Raw genomic sequence first — 17,276 nt, forward strand, 5'->3', positions numbered from 1 at the left:
CCCATGGGACACGCCTTGCAACGCGACCGCCTCGAGATCGACGCCTACCTCGCCTGGGACCATACCCAGACCGAGCGCAGCCAGCTGGTGGACGGCGAGATCTTCGCCATGACCGGTGCCGAAGACCGGCATGTCATGGTGGCCGGCAATGTCTACATCGCCCTGCGCGAACACCTGCGCGACAGCCCCTGCCGCGTCTACATGAGTGACATGAAGCTGCGCGTCGATGCCGCGCGCAGCGTTTTCTACCCCGACGTGATGGTCACCTGCGACCCGCGCGACCACGACAGCCGCCTGCTCAAGCAGCACCCCTGTCTGGTGGTGGAGGTGCTGTCGCCCAGCACCGCCGCCTTCGATCGCGGCGACAAGTTCGCCCATTACCGCCAACTGCCCAGCCTGGCCGAGTACCTGCTGATCGACCTGGACACCCGCCGCTGCGACCTCTACCGCAAAGGCCCTGACGGCCTGTGGGTGCTGCACCCCACCGAGCCCGGCCAGGCACTGTCGCTGGCCAGCGTGGACCTGAGCCTCAGCGCACAGCGGCTGTTCGAGCAGGTGGACTGACCCACCAGGGCCCGCCCACCCCCGTCATTCCGCCCCAGTCAGTCCACGCCCACCAGATCCTCTGTCTGCGGCACCCCCACCAGCCTCAGCAGGGCCCGGCGATGGCGTGCGCGCAGGCCGCGGTGCATGCTGCTTGCGGCGGCGGGGCCGGTGCTGACCACCTGCAGGCCCATCGGGCCGTGCCAGACCTCGCGGCCCAGGCTGCCCAGCTGGCGTTCGATGCGTTCGCGGATCACGGCCCAGCCGTCGGGGTATCCGGGCGTGACCGGGTTCAGGCCCCGGGCCAGGTCGGTGCGCAGCATGTAGCCGTCCTGGCCGGCGGGCAGGCCGGAGCGGCGCTCCAGCACGGTGATGTCGCCGCCCTCGGTGATCGCCAGTTGCAGCGCCATGCTGGCTGCGGCCTGCGGGTGCTGCGCCAGGTGGTGCTGGCGCGCCCGCACGGCCTGCGGGTGCCACACACAACCCGGGGTGGCCCAGATCATCCACGGCGTGGTGACCGAGTCGATGGCCTCGTCGGTGCGGCCGGACACCTCCAGGTCGGGGTCCACGCGTACTTCCTGGACGGCCCGGCTGCCCGGCGGCAGATCGGCGTCGGTCAGCGGGCGGTCGGTCACCACCAGGATCTGCAGGTCGGGCGCGTCCTGCATCAGCAGGCTGCGCAGTGTCAGGCGTGCGTCGTCCTCGGCGCCCGGGACGGGGTTGCCCATGCCGGGCCACAGCAGCACGGCGGTCACCGGCATCGGCAGCGGCCAGGGCTGGGCGGCGGGCCAGGACGTGGCGAGGGCCGCGTCCAGCAGGGCCTGCGGCGAAAACGTGGTGCCCGTGGCCAGTGGGGCCAGGCCCAGGGTCTGCCACCAGTCGTTCAGCGTCTGCCAGGCGCGGGTGGTTTGCTGCTGGTGGATGGCCAGCGTGATCTGGCTGACCGCCAGCCAGGCCCGGTCGCTGGCCGAGCCCGAAGCGGCCAGGCTGTCGCGCCAGCCGGCCAGCAGCGCCTCGGCCTGCGCCTCGCGGCCTGACAGGCACAGGGCGGCCAGGGCGTCGTGGCCCTCCACGCCCGGCGCCAGCTCGGGGGCGCCATAGCGTTCGCACCAGTCAAACCAGCGCTGCAGGCCGCCCGGATGGCGCAGGCACTCGCGCAGCGCGCGCGCCGACCACCACGAGCGCAGCTCCTCCAACGGCGCCCGGGCTTCCAGCCAATCCAGCAGGTGCGCGCCGTCCACATCGTTGTCCAGCAACCAGTTCAGCTCGATCTGCGCCGTGGTGCGCTGCGCCGCCTGACGGGGCCAGTGCCGCGACAGCGCCTGCTCCATGGTCTCCAGCCAGGGCTGGCGCAGCACCTGGGCCTGTTCGGCCTGCAGCGCCAGGCGTGCCAGCGCCTGGCGCTGGATGGCCTTGGGCCAGGCGTCCAACACCGAGTCCGGCCAGATCAGCCATGCCGACCACAGGCCACTGCCCGCACGCCAATGCGCCACCCGCTCGGCCTGTTCCAGCCAGTCGGCCCAGGCCCCGGCAGGCACCCGTTCGCGCCAGGCCGCGATGACACCCGCATGACCGCCCTGCACCCAGTGCTCCAGGCGGCTGAAGGCGCCCGGGTCGGGAATGAAATTGCTGTGCGCATCGCCGGCCGTCAGCCAGCGGCTGTCCAAGTGACGCATCCAGGTGGCCACAAAGGCCTCGTCGCCTTCACCGCCCCACAGGGCCAGCACATGCGCCCACCAATTGCCGGTGTTGTCGACCTGGTCCACCCGCGCCATCAGCGCACGGGCGCCGGTGGGGCGGCGCAGCGCCACGCCGCGCTGCACCTGTTCCTTGCGCCAGGCCGGCTTGCCGGGGGTGTCTTCACTGACCAGTTGCCACAGCGGGGCCAGCTCGGCGTCCCAGGGCGCTGTGAAGAGCCATTCCACCAGCGCCTGGCGCAGGGCCGGCTGCTGCGCCGCCTGGGTCCAGCCGCTTTGCCAGCGCAGCAGCACCGCCGGCAGATCGGCGCGGGCGGCGGCCAGTTCACAGCCCAGCATCCACCAGCGGGTGGGCGGGGCCTCTTGCATGGGGCGGGTCAGGTACAGCGTCTCGGCGGCGTCCACGCCCTGGTCGCGCCATGTTTGCCGCACCCTGTCGATGCCCACCACCTGTTGCTCTGCCATTGCGTCCCAGCCTTGCTTGCGAAAACCGGCGCGGATTTTCGCCGTGCGGTGACGGACTCAGGCATCAGGTCAGGCCCCCGGGCGTGACGGATGTCCGGCGACTGCCCACCAACTGTGGCGCGGGCCGCGCACACCCTGACCCGGAAGTGCTGGCCTTCATCACTTTGAGTGATCGACAATCCGCAGGCATTGCAGTACCGCGCTGCCCCATTGGCCGAACCGGATGGACCGGCCCAACCCTTCCACTGCGCATGACCCACATCGCCATCGCCGGCACCGGCTACGTCGGCCTGTCCAACGCCATCCTGCTGGCCCAGCACAACACCGTGGTGGCGCTGGACATTGACCCCGCCAAGGTGGCCCTGCTCAACCAGCGCCGCAGCCCGATTGCTGATGCCGAGATTGAGCACTACCTGGCCCACCAGCCCCTGAACCTGCAGTTCACGCTGGACAAGCAGCAGGCCTATGCCGACGCTGAGTTTGTGGTGATTGCCACCCCCACCGACTACGACCCCGAGACCAACTACTTCAACACCCGCAGCGTGGAGGCCGTGGTCAAGGACGTGATGGCCATCAACCCGAACGCGGTGATGGTGATCAAGAGCACCGTGCCCGTGGGCTACACCGCCAAGCTGGCGCAAGAGCTGGGCACGCCCAACCTGATCTTCTCGCCCGAGTTTCTGCGCGAGGGCAAGGCCCTGTACGACAACCTGCACCCCTCACGCATTGTGGTGGGCGAGCGCAGCGAGCGCGCCCAGCGCTTTGCCGATCTGCTGCGCCAGGGCGCCATCAAGCAAGACATCCCCGTGCTGCTGACCCACAGCACCGAGGCCGAGGCCATCAAGCTCTTCGCCAACACCTACCTGGCCATGCGCGTGGCCTACTTCAACGAGCTGGACACCTACGCCGCCACCCACGGCCTGGACACCCGCCAGATCATCGACGGCGTGTGTCTGGACCCGCGCATTGGCAACCACTACAACAACCCCAGCTTTGGCTACGGCGGCTACTGCCTGCCCAAGGACACCAAGCAGCTGCTGGCCAACTACCGCGATGTGCCGCAAAACCTGATCCACGCCATCGTCGAGTCCAACACCACCCGCAAGGACTTTGTGGCCTTTGACATCCTGGCGCGCCAGCCCAAGGTGGTGGGCATTTACCGCCTGATCATGAAGGCCGGCTCTGACAACTTCCGCGCCAGCAGCATCCAGGGCATCATGAAACGGCTCAAGGCCAAGGGCGTGGAGGTCATTGTTTATGAACCCGCACTGCCCGACAGCAGCTTCTTCAACTCGCGCGTGGAGCGCGACCTGGCCAGCTTCAAGGCCCAGGCCGACCTGATTGTGGCCAACCGCCGCGTGCCCGAGCTGGACGACGTGCAGGCCAAGGTCTACACCCGCGACCTGTTCGGCGGCGACTGAGCCGCATCGCCCTGCCGGGCCCTGCCTGGGCGTGATTTAAGTCACGGCTGTGACGATTGAAAGGCCCCGACCTCCTCCATTCAAGTGATGGTCGGCTGGCCCGGCTATTGCTAACTTCTGTAACGCTGCGGCTATTGCCCGGCAGCCAACGAAGTCAATAGAGGGAAGTACAACATGAGAAACGCCAAACTGGCCCTGGTGGCCGTGCTGGCCCTGGGCCTGATCGGCCTGGTCAGCGTGCAGGCCGAACCCGCCAAGGCCGCGCAAGACACCACCCAACCCGTGCGGTCTGCCACCTGAACCCACAGGTTCCCCCGGTGTACCCGCCCCGCCAGCGCGGTGCCCATGCGATCATTCAGGGTTTGCGAGGGTATAGCGCACCACGTTGGTGCTGTTCCCTGCGCAATCTGCGGTCAGGAGCGCCCTGGCAACGCCGCGTAGGGCCTGTGCGGCCCACGTTTTGGCGGTGGGGCGCCCTGGCCAGGTTCTCGTCCCCATCTCGGGCCACAGGCACTGCCTGCGGGCCCTGAGGTGTCGCCCCCTGAAGTTTGGGGGCGGCACATCCGAAGTCATGTCCATGAATCTGCCCAGCCTGCCGCCCACCCCCGCCCGCACTGACGTGGCCGACCCCGCCGCCTTCCAGCCCATCGGCTTTCAGCTGAGCGACGAGCACAAGCTGGAGCTGCTGGAGCACTGGCGCAGCATCAAAAAGCGCAAGTGGCCCATCCTGAGCCTGGCCGGCGTGGCTGCCGTGGTGGCCGCCGCCGTGTCTTTGGCCATGACGCCCATCTACCAGGCCACGGCCATGGTGCAAATTGAATCGGGTCCCGGCAAGCTGGTGTCCATTCAAGACATTTACAGCGCCGGTGCCCAGGTCAAAGAGCACTACCAAACGCAGGTTGAAATCCTTAAATCCCGCGAGGTGGCCGAGCGCACTGTGCGTGCCCTGAAGCTGTGGGAGCACCCCGAGTACGACCCGCGCGTCAAGGGTGCCGGCCTGCTTGATGGCTTGAAAGAAGCATTGGGTATGGGCACCGAGCCCGCCAAGGATGAGGCCGACCTGGCCGCCGCAGCCACCAAGCGGCTGATGGAGAACGTCAGCATCGAGCCTGTGCGCCTGAGCCAACTGGCCAAGGTGAATGTGGAAAGCGCCGACCCGGCCCTGGCGGCGCGGCTGGCCAATGCGCTGGCTGAGAACTACATCCTGAACGACCGCGAGGCCCGTTTCAAGGTGAGCCAGCAGGCCAGCGGCTTCCTGCAAGACCGCTTGGGTGACCTGCGCACCGCACTCAGCAAGAGCGAGCAGGCCCTGCAGGACTACCGCCAAAGCAAAGGTATCGTCAGCCTGGACGGCTCGGCCCAAACGCTGGCCGGCCAGCAGGTGGGCGGCACCAATGCGCAGTTGGTAGAGGCCCGCTCCCGTCGGCTGCAACTGGAATCGGCCTACCAACAGGTACAGGCTGCCCCCAAGGGGGATTTTTCCGGTGTGCCCTGGGTGGCGCGTGAAGCCGGTGTGGCCCTGGCCCAAGGCCGTGTGAATGAGGTGCTGCAACGCCAGGCCCAGCTGTCTGAGACCCAGGGCGCCAAGAGCCCGCTGCTGCTGCAGGTGCAGGCCGAGCTGGAATCGGCCAAGGCCACGTTGCGTAGCCAGCAGGCTGCGGCCGCAGACGCCCTTACCCGCGAATACCAGGCCGCCCGTGCCACAGAGCAAAGTCTGGAGCGCGCCCTGGGCGCCGCCCGCAGTGGCGTGGCCGAGGTGAACAAAGAGGAATTCCAGCTGGCCGTGCTGGAGCGCGAGGTGCAATCCAACCGCGAGCTCTACAACATGTTTGTCAGCCGGGCCAAGGAAACCGACATCGCCGGTGAAGTGCAAGCCGCCATTGCGCGGGTGGTGGATACGGCGGTAGCCCCCAGCAAGCCCGTGCGGCCCAAGAAGCTGCAATTGGTGGCCGTGGCCCTGGTGTTGTCGCTGCTGCTGGCATCGCTGGTCTCGGTGTTGCTGGACAAGCTGGACAACACCCTGAAGGGTGGCGATGACGCTGAACTGCGCCTGCGCCTGCCCATGCTCACCGTACTGCCTAGCCTGCAGGCGCATGACCATGCAGCCATGGCCCAGCTGTTCATCCACGAGCCCAACTCGGCCCATGCCGAGGCCATCCGCACCGCCCGCACCGGCGTGCTGCTCAGCAACATCGACCAGCCCCACAAGAGCCTGCTGGTGACCAGCACCATCCCGGGTGAGGGCAAAACCACCGTCTCCATCAACCTGGCGCTGGCCCACGCCCAAACGCGCCGCACCCTGCTGATTGACGCCGACATGCGCCGCCCCCAGGTGGCGCGCCGCCTGGACCTGGCGCCGGGCCTGAAGGGCCTGTCCAACCTGGTGGCTGGCGACGCCACCTTGCAGGAATGCCTGCACACCGTGGCCGACACCACCCTGCTGGTCATGCCCGTGGGCGACCTGCCGCCCAACCCGCTGGAGCTGTTGCTGTCTGAGCGCTTCAAGGCCGTGTTGGCCCAACTCACCGAGCAGTTCGAGATTGTGGTGATTGACTCACCACCCGTGGAGCTGGTGTCTGAAGCGCTGGTGCTGGCCCCGCTGGCCACCAGCACCATCCTGGTGGCCAAGGCCATGAGCACCCCCACCCCCATGGTGCGCAAGAGCATCACCCGCCTGCAACGTGCCGGCGCCAAGATGCTGGGCGTGGTGCTCAACCAGTTGGACATGAGCAAGGCAGGTAGCTACCACAGCCAGTACCAGGCCGACTATGGCTACAACTACGCCGGTGCCGGTTATGCCGCCAAGGACGCGGCAGTCGATCCGGGTCGCTCTTGAATCTTCAGCCTTAGGGCCCTTCGATGACCACAAGCTACACCCCTGACAAGACTGCCCCCATCCTGGTGGCCGGCGCCCGCGGCATGGTGGGCAGCGCACTGGTGCGCCGCCTGCAAGCCGGCGGCTACGCCAACATCCTTGCACCCGGCCGTGCCGAGCTGGACCTGATGGATACGCCCGCCGTCCACTCCTACCTCGCCCAGCATCAGCCTGCCTACATGTTCATCGCTGCTGCTAAGGTGGGTGGCATCCATGCCAACAACACCTACCGCGCCGAGTTCCTCTACAACAATTTGCTCATCCAGAACAACCTGATCCACGGCGCCCATCTGGCGGGCGTAAAACGGTTGATGTTCCTGGGCAGCAGTTGCATCTACCCCAAGCTGGCACCCCAGCCGCTGAAGGAGCAGTACCTGCTCACCGGCCCTCTGGAGTCAACCAACGAACCCTACGCCATTGCCAAGATTGCTGGCATCAAGATGTGTGAGGCCTACAACGCTCAGTACGGTCGCCAATACATCAGCGTCATGCCCACGAACCTCTACGGGCCCAATGACAACTACGACTTGGCCAACAGTCATGTGCTGCCCGCCTTGATCCGAAAGGCGCACGAGGCCAAGCAGCGTGGGGACAAGCAACTGGTCGTGTGGGGCAGCGGTACGCCGATGCGCGAGTTCTTGTATGTGGATGATTTGGCGGATGCGTGCGTGTATCTGATGAACATGGGCTACGACGGCCCGCTCGTGAACATTGGCACTGGCACTGACGTCACCATCCGCGAACTGGCCGAGACCGTGATGCAAGTGGTGGGATTTGCCGGCGAGATCGTGTTCGATGCCAGCAAGCCGGATGGCACGCCCCGCAAACTGATGGATGTTGGCAGGCTCACTGGCTTGGGTTGGACGGCCAAGACAGAGCTGAGACAGGGCATTGCGGCTGCCTATGAGGCAGCGCATTGGTGAGAACAACGGCTAGGGTCAGCAGCAGTTTGACCCCGGTGGCAGAGCGAAACACCGTCAGCGTCTTGGGGGTCCCAATTGATACGCTGACATGGGACACCGCCGTGTCTCGCCTATTGCTTTGGGCGGAGCGGCGGGAGGGCAGAGTTGTCGGCATCTGCAATACGCACTCTGTAGTCACGGCTCATGACGATCCGCTGTTTGGAGCTGTTCTACAAGGTGCAGACATGAACACTGCAGACGGGGCACCTGTCGCTTGGTTCATGCGGCTGTCCGGCGCACGGGGACAGCAGCGCATCAATGGGCCGGACCTCATGTGGCGTACGTGTCAGGCGCTCGACAGAGCAGGTGCCCCCTCCATCTTTCTCTATGGCAACACTGAAGACACCAATCGTCGGCTTGAGGCCGTCTTGCGTACACGTTTCCCTGACTTGACCATTGCCGGTTCGATCTCGCCACCGTTCCGAGACTTGACAGCAGAAGAGACCGCGCAGCACATCGCACACATCAATCGATCAGGTGCCGGCATCGTCTGGGTGAGCCTGGGCTGTCCGAAGCAAGAGGTGTGGATGGCCAAGTCACGTGAGTCCGTCCATGCCGTAATGGTGGGCGTGGGAGCTGCCTTCGATTACCATGCTGGCACGATCAAGAGAGCGCCCCTGTGGATGCAGCGCGCTGGGCTTGAGTGGGTGCATCGGCTTGCCTCAGAGCCTCGCCGCCTATGGCGAAGATACCTCTACAACAACACGCAATTCGTTCTCCGAGCGGTTCAGACCTATGTGCGAAGGCGCTGAAGCGCATGGAACCTGACCTGTGTCGCTGGCGCGCCAAGTTCGGTGTTCGTCTCACACACAGAGCCAATCAAATTGGCTCGGTTTGCTCGGCGAGACGACGAAGCTTAGAGGGCAGTCACACTGCAGACACGCATCGCCTCGATAGTGCTGAATCACATCAGCGCCAAGGGGCAGCACAATGATCATTGCAGCGTTTATCGCAGGCTTGATGCTCGGAACATGCTCAGGTGTAATGGTCCTAGCGCTATGCCGCACGGCAGGACAGAGCAGCACACTGGAGTCCAGGCTGCCGGACTAGTCGCCTCTCGGCGGCCCCTCACGGTGGTTCGCGATAGCCTCTTCGTAGATGCTGGTCAATTGCGCGAGATTCCGTGACGGCGTGTACAGGGATTCGTAGCGCCGCCGTGCAGCTTCGCCCATGCGTCTGATCTCGTCGGGGTGGTTCAGCGCCCACTCCATCTTCGCAGCCAAGTCGTCAGAGTTGCCGGGCTCGCTCAAAAGGCCTGTGACCCCATCTTCCACCAACTCAGCGAGTGCACCTATACGACTGGCTATTATCGGCAGACCACACGCGTAGGCCTCTACCAGCACCATAGGAAAACCCTCGTACCAGATGCTGGGCATTACCAATGCAACGGCAGTGGTCATGTGTTGACGGACCTCGGAGCCTGATTTCGGACCCAGCGCGTTCACCTCGGCCGTTGCGACAACGTTAGCCATCGGTCCGCCGCCCAGGATTGTCACGTCTCGTTCGGTGATCGATGCTGTGCCACGTAGTTTCGCAACGGCATCCAGCAAAACGCCGATGCCTTTCTCGGCAGACAAGCGCCCTACAAACAAAAGTCCTGCCCGTGGATAGTCGCCCTGTCTAGGAATGTCGACGAAGTTCGGCTTCACAACCATCAACTCCGCCGGAATGCCGGCAGCCTTCATGCGCTCACGTCCAAACTCACTGAGTACTATGAATCGATCAACTTTATGCTTCCACGTGCCTGCCCTCTGATGGAACCAAATCATCAAGCAAAGAAAGAACGTGCCGGCCCATGAGTTTCTATAGACCCTTTGCCGAAATGCCCACCAAGGTCCTTCTGTTAGGCTTCGCTCGGTGACCTTCCCTTCGTGGAGTAACATGGCGGTAGGGCAAACGATCCGATAGTTGTGGAGGGTCAAAACAGTCGGAATACCCTCAGCCCTGCAAGCATAGAAGACTGATGGAGACAGCCGGGGAAAGAAGTTATGTACATGCACCACATCGGGCTGGCAATCACGAATCAGCTGACGAGTCACACGATAGCTTGTCCAAGAGAAGACCACGCCGGCTGCTGCAGAAATTTTACCTGCGAATCCCTGGATATCCTGATTAGATGTGATGTGCAAGGCCGCCAATAGGCCATGCGATGACAGCATCTCTGACTCCACTCGAACAACGGTATCCTCACCGCCATACTGCTGGTAGGCATTATGAATAACAAGAACTCTCATAGCGGGTCTACGCTCAGCCTCATACGGTAGATCTCTTCCAGTCGGTCCACCTTCAAGCGCCAGTCGAACAATCTTGAGCGCCTAAGGGCGCCATCTGCTAGATCTCTACGACGGGTCTCGTCCGCCATTTGAATGAGCGCATCACGAAAACCATCTATCACCGCGTTTGGGGTAGTGACCGGCACCTTGATACCGCAAGTTTCATCAATTGCTGATGAAAAGCCACAATGATCGAGACAAATAACCGGTAAGCCAGCGGCCAGTGCTTCAACTGTGACGGTCGATGTCAAATCGCGCAGGCTGGTGATCAGCATCACGTGCGCCCGGTGCATGACATCAATAGCCACACGTCGTTCAATCCATCCATGAAAGCGACATCTAGAGCCAATCCCCAGGTTCTCAGCCAGCCGCTGCAAGGCCCTTGTTTCTCGACCCTTGCCAAGAATATCAAGGGTCCAATCAATATTGGGCGGCAAAATGGACAATGCCTTCAAACCTAAGGGCAATGCCTTCCTGGGAATGTGCAGGCCACTCCATACCACACGCAGAGGCTCATCGCTATTGCGGTAGGTCGGAGTGTCCTTAGTGTGGGCGGGGAGTCCAACCTCCGCCAACAGGTGACTGGGCCTATGCCAGTGCGTCATCGTACCAGTCTGGTCTTCCGGGGTGGCCGAAATCAAAGATGGTCCAGCCGCAGCAGCAGCAAGCTTCGGACGGGGCGCGAATCGTTCTTGCCACGCATTGACCAGGTTGTAAGCTGAATAATAGAGCGCGCCGTACAGACCAAGCGAAGGGAGGAATCGCCAAGGGAATGAACCCATACCACCAATAGGCCCCCACACAAAAGGAACGCCTAGCTTCCACAGGTAGCCTGGCTCGCGGTAGCCCACCATGGTGAGCTGATGCACCAGATCAAATGGCTCCTTAGCGTGCAAATGTCTCGCCAGATTCAAGGCTTCAAGATGCCACTTTCGATAGTAGCGGTAGTAGGATGGTGGCCAGAGCTTGCGCAACAGACGTCGGCGCTGCTTTTCGATGAAATGAAACTCCGCCCTTTGAGCCAGTTCTGGGCAGTTTGCCAAAAAGCGTTCAATGTCGCGTTGGCAGTTCTCTTTTTCCGCAATCACGCAGACACGATGACGCCTAGCGAGTTCCTGGATGAAGCCCCAGCCTACTGAATGTTCAGACCCGTGGTAAGGGTTGCATGTATAAGCATTCACCAGAATACGTAGCTCGCGCTCGGTATCTGAAGCGTTAGAGGCCATCGCTCACCTCCACGGCGATTTGAGTAAATATTTCCGGAAAAAAGTATGCGGGCCGCCGCAAGCTCCAATAAACAAGGCATGCTCGAATCACACGAGGGTCAAGGGTTCTCGCGACACGAAGACTCTTGGCCAGGTCAATGGCCCTTTGCGCCAACAGGTGAGTGTCTTTAATGTGATGAACCAAGATAAGGGGTAGCACGGCGTAACTAAAGGCGTCGTCAAGGAGCAAACCCTTTAAATCTCCCTCCTCCCAGTCGTACACCAGCAGACGTCCTGCAGCAAGACCGCAGTTCCAAGGCGCAAAGTCGCCGTGAACGAGACCAATGGGTACAGGCAAACCTGTCACATGTCTCTTCAAAAAGCGAAGTGTGTCCCTCCGCTCTTTGATGTGAACCGTGCGTTCGGGCGCCTCATCAGCGATCATGTCGCCAAGCGATACCCAAGTCGTACCGGTTGAATGCATCAAATTGAGGAACTCAATTGCAGCCTGTTGCTTCTGCAGCGCCTTTATTGGCTCAACGCTGCGGTACTCTTGCACGATTATGGTGGCGGAATCATTTTCGTGAAAGGAGTAAAGCGCCGGTACGTGAATCGCCAGCGGAGTTTCCGCGAGTCGCTTAAGCATTATCGCCTCGTTGGCCAGCTTAATTCTGGGGATAGACTGTTCCGCTGTTTTGATGACTCGTTCGGGTGCTTGCTGTGGGTTTACCGGGAGCGCAACCGTCTTGCGATTCGAACCTTTTGCGCCAAGATACAGGGCATAGTCGTCACCGGGGAGCACGTTGAACGATGAGTTTCTTAGCACCCAAGGCTGTACCGGAGCCGAGGAGGCGATTCGAAGCATTTTGCCCTTGAGTGGCGCAAGAAATCCCCATGCCGTCAATCGCCGAAGAACCCACACAGCCCACTGTCCATGACGGCTGCCAGGGTTGTGGAGAGACAAGCCCTGAAGTGCTGAAGCCCTGTTTGATAGCGGTACTACAACCCGTGGCGCACTGGGGGGAAGCAAGCCGTAGTCGCTGACGTGGGCATTCTTCATTCCAAAGGTCCGTGACAATCCAATGGCCCGCGACAACCGCTCCACTGCTTTGGGCGACCCATAGATGGCGATGGAGTAAGAACTCATTACTACATTCAATTCCCCCACCGTTCCTGCCCGAAGGCATGCATCAGCATCGATTAATGCGACAACACCGGCTTCGTCACCTTGCCCACGTACGCTGGCCAGGAGCAACCGATCTACGGCCTCGTCTCCAGTGCACACAACATTAGGTGCAGCGGGCAAGAGCCAACGCCAAGCGAAGGTGTAGTCCGCATGAATCTCCACATCATCCATCATGACCTAGGGTGATTCCTTGCCTTCAACGCACCAACAATTGCACCCAACACCAGGTCTCGGGTTTCCTCAATGCCTTGTGTCGTAGAAATTAGCACCGCTGTCCGGGTGCGCGCGGCAAAGGCGAGAAGTGCCGAGATCTGACGAGATGTCTCGTCAACCGAAAGCTCATGCTTTCGTTGCGCGATCGCCTCGGCTGAACCATGAAGGCACACCACCAAGTCAGGGCGGGGCGCAAACCGAACCAATGCTCGAATGACCGCCTGCGGTAACTTAATTCGAAATCGACGTGGATCAATTGCTATGTCATACGCATAGCGATCGAATATCACGACATTCGGAAGCCTAGAGATTTGCGGTCGGATCAATATCCAATATCCCAGAATGTAGTCAAGAGTCAAATAAAAAAGCCGAAATAGCGACAACACCAAGCCCGAAGGTGTCTGACCATGTGGGTCTGTAACGGGACCGCTCGTCTGCCCGCCCCCCTTAAGGCGACCCAGCGGCGGCAGTAATGCGGGACGCAAATGTTCAATCATCAGTGCATGGTGTGTCGCGTCATCCAACGCCGGTTTGATCGCTTCAATGACGGTGGACTTTCCTGCGCCATCCACACCTAGCACAGCAAGCATCAAACCCGAAGGTCTAACATATCTGAAAACCTTGCTGTACTGAAAACGAACCAAATTATCCATCGTCTGAAATGGACGGCGGGTTAGAGCATGTACCATAAAAGCTCGCCGCAACTGACGGCACAGCGCAGGCCTGACTTCTGTATCACAGGACGCGTCAAGCAGCTGTTCCAGTAACTGTAGCGCCCTCTCTCCCATCGGCGTCAAGAGTGCTCGCATCCTAGGCCAGTCTCTGACGTGTGCCGCACGGGCGGCTCCCACGTAGCGCTCCGGAAGTATTTCATTATTCAAGACTTCCTTCAGCACACCCAATAAACCAGACAGACCATCAGGAAGAACTCGAACCGCACCGTGATAGACCTCTGTATGGTGCCAGTCATCAGTCAAAAGAGGCAAGCCACAGAAGCGGAATCCTGGAAATAGATCCACTTTCAGTCCCCACCATCCCGAAGCGAAGTCTGCGGATCGTCCTAGATAATGTGTCTTGACAACATCAGGGCTTTCGGCCGTGCCAATACAAACCCCCTCAGCATCTTCGGCGGCTCGTTGCAACAAATTCTGGGCAGAGACAAGATCAGCATCAAGACACAGAATATCGAGGTCGCTACCACCAGCAGAATTCGGCAGCGAGAAATAATTCCGCATCACCGCATATCGAATACCGTGCTCTTTAAAGAGATAAAATATCCGCAGAAGAAATGCCGATTCAGGGTCAACTGCCAAGGAGGGGTGGGTAATCATCAACGATCTCGCCTGACGTTCCATCGTCGAAAGGACCGGACACCCATCCAATAATATTTCAACAATGAAAATACTATCGGGCGTATTGAATCCGGCAATGGAAGTCGACTGTATCGCAACTGCACTTCCAATCGCTCGGCCTTTCGCTTCGCTTCAAAAGTGGAGCTTATATTCGTTTCATGCCAAGTGAATGAGGCCAAAACCTCTTTAAGTGGCGCGAACTTAGCGCCAGACTGAGCTAGTCGCAAGTACCACTCAAAGTCCATGACAACCTTAAGTCTCTCATCAAGAAAGCCTGACCGCATAAGCGCCGTTCGCCTTACAAAAGTGCTGCAGCTAGGAATAAAACATCCATAGTAGAGGAGCATATGCCAAGAGTAATCTGACTCACTCTTGAATCTCAAAGTGGCCGAGCTGGCATCCACAAACTCCACATCGCCGAAGACGACATCGACCTCCGGATGCTCCGCGAAAAAGCGTTGGACAAGCGCAAGCGATCGCTCGTGATAGAACTCGTCAGTATTAAGCCAGCAAAGGATATCACCTTGTGCAGATCGGAAGCCTTTGTTGATTGCGTGTGTCTGTCCTCGATCCCGCTCGATAGAAATTTTCAGATGCGAGTATCTGATGTCAGCTGAGCACTCAAGCAGTATCTGCTGAGTGGTATCTGATGATTCATTGTCAAATATTAGATGCTCAAGCTCAACGTGACTGGACTGCTGAGCAACCGAATCAATGCATTTTCTAATAAAGACGCCCTGGTTATATGAGGGCGTGACTATTGAGAACATCACCTAGGAATCACTCCGATAGAAATATAAGGAGCATCAGAAAATAGAGAGACTATCGTATGAGATGAAGATGGTTTCCCTTCTTGTGGTTTCTGGAACTAGACTCGAAAATATCTAGTTCCGACTCCCGACGCTCTCCGCAACAAATGACCAACCGCGACGTACCACAGCACATAGGGTGCCGTTATGGAGGCTGGTAATTCAATACAAAATATGAACAGCATAAGCAAAACAAAGCGCAGCGCGCCGAGTTGTTCGTCGTCCTTATTGCTGTTCTCGCGACTTGCGGTCCACAGGCTGAGCAAAATTTGGCCTAAGAAGAGGAATAGTCCAACGAAACCGAACTTAATAATAATATTGATCCAACCGACCTCCGAGCCGGATCGAATATAGTAGTCGGCCTCCAGTAAATCCTGCGTTCTCGTCAGCGCATAAAAGTATGGGCTATAGTAAGTTCCATCTATACCCCTGCCTATCAAGATCTCTTGAAATGAATAGTCATCCCAGAGTTCTTGGAAAAGAAAGGTTCTGGTATCAACAAGCAGAGCATTTTGGTCTAAAAGCCTTTCCAGTAATCCGTCGGATACGATCCAGGCATAGACGAATGGCAGGGAAAACAATCCAAGCAGCACCAACAAGACACGCCACCGTGACATCCGCGATAAAAACAACCGCAGTGGCCAAACCAAGATTGCGGCCAACATATAGGTGCGATATCCGGTGGCGGCCATGCATGCGAGAACAACTGCCGGACCAAGTAGAGTGTACAAAAGCTCCTGGTTAGAGTTTATAGGTCTGGCGATTGCAGCGTACAGCACCAAGATCGACAATGACGGAAGGTATAGCCCGAGGGGGCTGCGAATTTCTATTGTCGTGGCTATGACTATCGATAGCAGTGCAAACCAGCGAAATGGTCCAGTACAAGAGGATAGAACTGCTCTGCCCACTCCGGTCACCGAACTCAACATGATCCAGAGAATGAGCATCCAAGTTGGGAGAGAGTAACTGGGATTCAGTAGTATTGCAACCCACCCCAACTGCGCATTCCTCTCTATCAACCAGATGAAAAACCACGCAACAACAAGTCCACAAAATAATGCGGTAGGGGTAAACACGAGAGGTATTCCGCGCAGTCGTGCCAGATAAATTGCACAAAAGGCCAATGCAAATATGGAAACCCCCCACCTAAAAGAGTAGCTTATGGTCTTGACAATGGAATCTCCCTGCCATGCCCTGTAAGTAAGAAGATCCAAAAAGACTAGAGTTAGAAAGAGGCCTGTGGCAATCTGAGTTATGCCGAGAGCGGCTCTTCGCTTGGCCTGAGAGAGTTCGAAGTGCACCAGCTAACTCCGGAGGGGTTTCATAATAATTCGAGCCGCCGTCAGTAAAGCATATAGGAGGCGTGCGGCGATGACTCTAGTCATGAATTCGATTCGAGACAGTTTGCCATCAAAAAGTGTACCCATGGTGCTTAGCCTGTGCACGACACCATTACGCTTGCATCGGCGCGCATGAACTGGAAACTGAAAGATCCATGAACCCCGAACATACAGCCAAGGTGCAAATCGATCCTGCCAGGGCAGCGGTCGCAATTTATGCATTTTGCAAAGAAGAGAGAATATTGACTGATCTTGCCTATGGTTTGTCAGAAAACTTAGGTTTGACGAGCCAGTATTTGGGTCTGTCGGTGCCCCAATGAGATATTCGCTGCTCCCTAACAAGCAGAGGTTCAGCCACCGATCAGTCAGATCCAATGTCCGCTGAGTGCGTTTGATGATGAACCAGGTGGCTTGAATCTGACGAGATGCTTGATATTCCGAAGGGACAGCTAAACTCTCAATGAGATAGCTACTTGTCCAATCGCGCTCAATGAATGGAATCTCCCACAGCATTGCTTCGTTAACATTGGCGTAACGAAGGTACTCTGTAAAGACATTTTGTCCACTTTGGCTCAACTCGCACCCACTGTCCATGTAGACCAAGAGGTCACCATCGCCAATCGCTCGAATCGCTTTGTGAACCAAGTAAGGTTTCCAGAGCCAAAGGCCAAAGCCCTTTTTGTGGGTGCGAAGAAAAGGCCCGTGCTCAAGCAGAAGCCGTTGCACCCAGGGGTGGTCCGAAACATCAGTAAGCGCGTGTATAGAATCAAAGCATCCAAGCTCCTTGGCTTCGCGTTCTATACGTTGGACTTGCCGGCGGAAAATATCGTCGCCTCCAGCAAAGGTGAGAAAGTGGACCTGGCTCTGAATCGGTGCACTGTAGGTCCTAGGCAACTGAGGTGGCGGATGATGCCTGTTGTAGGCTTCTTTCATGA

The 17,276-nt window shown here is 59.2% G+C and carries 14 protein-coding genes; 6 read left to right on the forward strand and 8 right to left on the reverse strand.

The window, feature by feature from the left end:
- The first annotated feature begins 15 nt into the window (after window positions 1-15).
- Entirely contained in the window at window positions 16-564 is a 549-nt protein-coding gene (locus KAK03_RS01635) for a Uma2 family endonuclease (protein ID WP_247660861.1), read from the forward strand.
- 38 nt (window positions 565-602) lie between these two features.
- Here the strand turns inward: KAK03_RS01635 and KAK03_RS01640 are convergent, their stop codons facing one another.
- On the reverse strand, window positions 603-2,705 hold the full coding sequence (locus tag KAK03_RS01640; RefSeq protein WP_210851421.1) for a glycosyltransferase family A protein: 2,103 nt from the start codon (window positions 2,703-2,705) through the stop codon (window positions 603-605).
- 251 nt (window positions 2,706-2,956) lie between these two features.
- On the opposite strand from KAK03_RS01640, the gene KAK03_RS01645 reads away from it, so the two are divergent.
- The 5 genes from KAK03_RS01645 (at window position 2,957) to KAK03_RS01660 (ending at window position 8,715) form a co-directional block, all read left to right on the forward strand.
- Window positions 2,957-4,126, forward strand: coding sequence for a nucleotide sugar dehydrogenase (locus KAK03_RS01645; protein WP_210851423.1), 1,170 nt, complete (start codon window positions 2,957-2,959; stop codon window positions 4,124-4,126).
- 174 nt (window positions 4,127-4,300) lie between these two features.
- The gene (locus KAK03_RS25250) at window positions 4,301-4,426 is read left to right on the forward strand and encodes a hypothetical protein (RefSeq protein WP_259375456.1); all 126 of its coding nucleotides are present in this window, start codon (window positions 4,301-4,303) and stop codon (window positions 4,424-4,426) included.
- 277 nt (window positions 4,427-4,703) lie between these two features.
- Complete coding sequence (locus tag KAK03_RS01650; RefSeq protein ID WP_210851425.1) at window positions 4,704-6,962, forward strand: GumC family protein; 2,259 nt, start codon at window positions 4,704-4,706, stop codon at window positions 6,960-6,962.
- A gap of 23 nt (window positions 6,963-6,985) precedes the next feature.
- The gene (locus KAK03_RS01655; RefSeq protein ID WP_210851427.1) at window positions 6,986-7,924 is read left to right on the forward strand and encodes a GDP-L-fucose synthase family protein; all 939 of its coding nucleotides are present in this window, start codon (window positions 6,986-6,988) and stop codon (window positions 7,922-7,924) included.
- A gap of 35 nt (window positions 7,925-7,959) precedes the next feature.
- On the forward strand, window positions 7,960-8,715 hold the full coding sequence (locus KAK03_RS01660; RefSeq protein ID WP_210851429.1) for a WecB/TagA/CpsF family glycosyltransferase: 756 nt from the start codon (window positions 7,960-7,962) through the stop codon (window positions 8,713-8,715).
- A gap of 294 nt (window positions 8,716-9,009) precedes the next feature.
- On the opposite strand, the gene KAK03_RS01665 is transcribed toward KAK03_RS01660, so the two are convergent.
- From KAK03_RS01665 to KAK03_RS01695, 7 genes are all read right to left on the reverse strand, one after another.
- Complete coding sequence (locus tag KAK03_RS01665; protein ID WP_210851432.1) at window positions 9,010-10,122, reverse strand: glycosyltransferase family 4 protein; 1,113 nt, start codon at window positions 10,120-10,122, stop codon at window positions 9,010-9,012.
- 71 nt (window positions 10,123-10,193) lie between these two features.
- Window positions 10,194-11,462 carry a glycosyltransferase family 4 protein gene (locus KAK03_RS01670; RefSeq protein WP_210851434.1) on the reverse strand — a complete coding sequence of 423 codons (1,269 nt, stop codon included), beginning with the start codon at window positions 11,460-11,462 and terminating at the stop codon, window positions 10,194-10,196.
- Window positions 11,452-12,798: a phosphotransferase gene (locus KAK03_RS01675; RefSeq protein ID WP_210851435.1), complete on the reverse strand. Its 1,347-nt coding sequence runs from the start codon at window positions 12,796-12,798 to the stop codon at window positions 11,452-11,454. The genes KAK03_RS01670 and KAK03_RS01675 overlap by 11 nt, the downstream gene beginning before the upstream one ends.
- Window positions 12,798-14,171: a hypothetical protein gene (locus tag KAK03_RS01680; RefSeq protein ID WP_210851436.1), complete on the reverse strand. Its 1,374-nt coding sequence runs from the start codon at window positions 14,169-14,171 to the stop codon at window positions 12,798-12,800. The genes KAK03_RS01675 and KAK03_RS01680 overlap by 1 nt, the downstream gene beginning before the upstream one ends.
- Window positions 14,171-14,962: a glycosyltransferase family 2 protein gene (locus KAK03_RS25500; protein WP_210851437.1), complete on the reverse strand. Its 792-nt coding sequence runs from the start codon at window positions 14,960-14,962 to the stop codon at window positions 14,171-14,173. Before KAK03_RS25500 ends, KAK03_RS01680 begins: the two co-directional genes overlap by 1 nt.
- A 98-nt stretch (window positions 14,963-15,060) precedes the next feature.
- On the reverse strand, window positions 15,061-16,302 hold the full coding sequence (locus KAK03_RS01690) for a hypothetical protein (RefSeq protein ID WP_210851438.1): 1,242 nt from the start codon (window positions 16,300-16,302) through the stop codon (window positions 15,061-15,063).
- A gap of 3 nt (window positions 16,303-16,305) precedes the next feature.
- Complete coding sequence (locus KAK03_RS01695) at window positions 16,306-17,274, reverse strand: hypothetical protein (RefSeq protein WP_210851439.1); 969 nt, start codon at window positions 17,272-17,274, stop codon at window positions 16,306-16,308.
- Window positions 17,275-17,276: the final 2 nt, after the last annotated feature.

The sequence above is a fragment of the Ideonella alba genome, from assembly GCF_018069845.1.
Classification (GTDB): Bacteria; Pseudomonadota; Gammaproteobacteria; order Burkholderiales; family Burkholderiaceae_C; genus Ideonella; species Ideonella alba.

Bases quoted from the DNA above. Each gene is read 5' to 3' on its own strand.
- KAK03_RS01670 (WP_210851434.1), bottom strand. From the start codon at position 11,462: ATGGCCTCTAACGCTTCAGATACCGAGCGCGAGCTACGTATTCTGGTG.
- KAK03_RS25250 (WP_259375456.1), top strand. From the start codon at position 4,301: ATGAGAAACGCCAAACTGGCCCTGGTGGCCGTGCTGGCCCTGGGCCTG.
- KAK03_RS01640 (WP_210851421.1), bottom strand. From the start codon at position 2,705: ATGGCAGAGCAACAGGTGGTGGGCATCGACAGGGTGCGGCAAACATGG.
- KAK03_RS01695 (WP_210851439.1), bottom strand. From the start codon at position 17,274: ATGAAAGAAGCCTACAACAGGCATCATCCGCCACCTCAGTTGCCTAGG.
- KAK03_RS01675 (WP_210851435.1), bottom strand. From the start codon at position 12,798: ATGGATGATGTGGAGATTCATGCGGACTACACCTTCGCTTGGCGTTGG.
- KAK03_RS01645 (WP_210851423.1), top strand. From the start codon at position 2,957: ATGACCCACATCGCCATCGCCGGCACCGGCTACGTCGGCCTGTCCAAC.
- KAK03_RS25500 (WP_210851437.1), bottom strand. From the start codon at position 14,962: ATGTTCTCAATAGTCACGCCCTCATATAACCAGGGCGTCTTTATTAGA.
- KAK03_RS01655 (WP_210851427.1), top strand. From the start codon at position 6,986: ATGACCACAAGCTACACCCCTGACAAGACTGCCCCCATCCTGGTGGCC.
- KAK03_RS01650 (WP_210851425.1), top strand. From the start codon at position 4,704: ATGAATCTGCCCAGCCTGCCGCCCACCCCCGCCCGCACTGACGTGGCC.
- KAK03_RS01665 (WP_210851432.1), bottom strand. From the start codon at position 10,122: ATGCTGTCATCGCATGGCCTATTGGCGGCCTTGCACATCACATCTAAT.
- KAK03_RS01680 (WP_210851436.1), bottom strand. From the start codon at position 14,171: ATGATTACCCACCCCTCCTTGGCAGTTGACCCTGAATCGGCATTTCTT.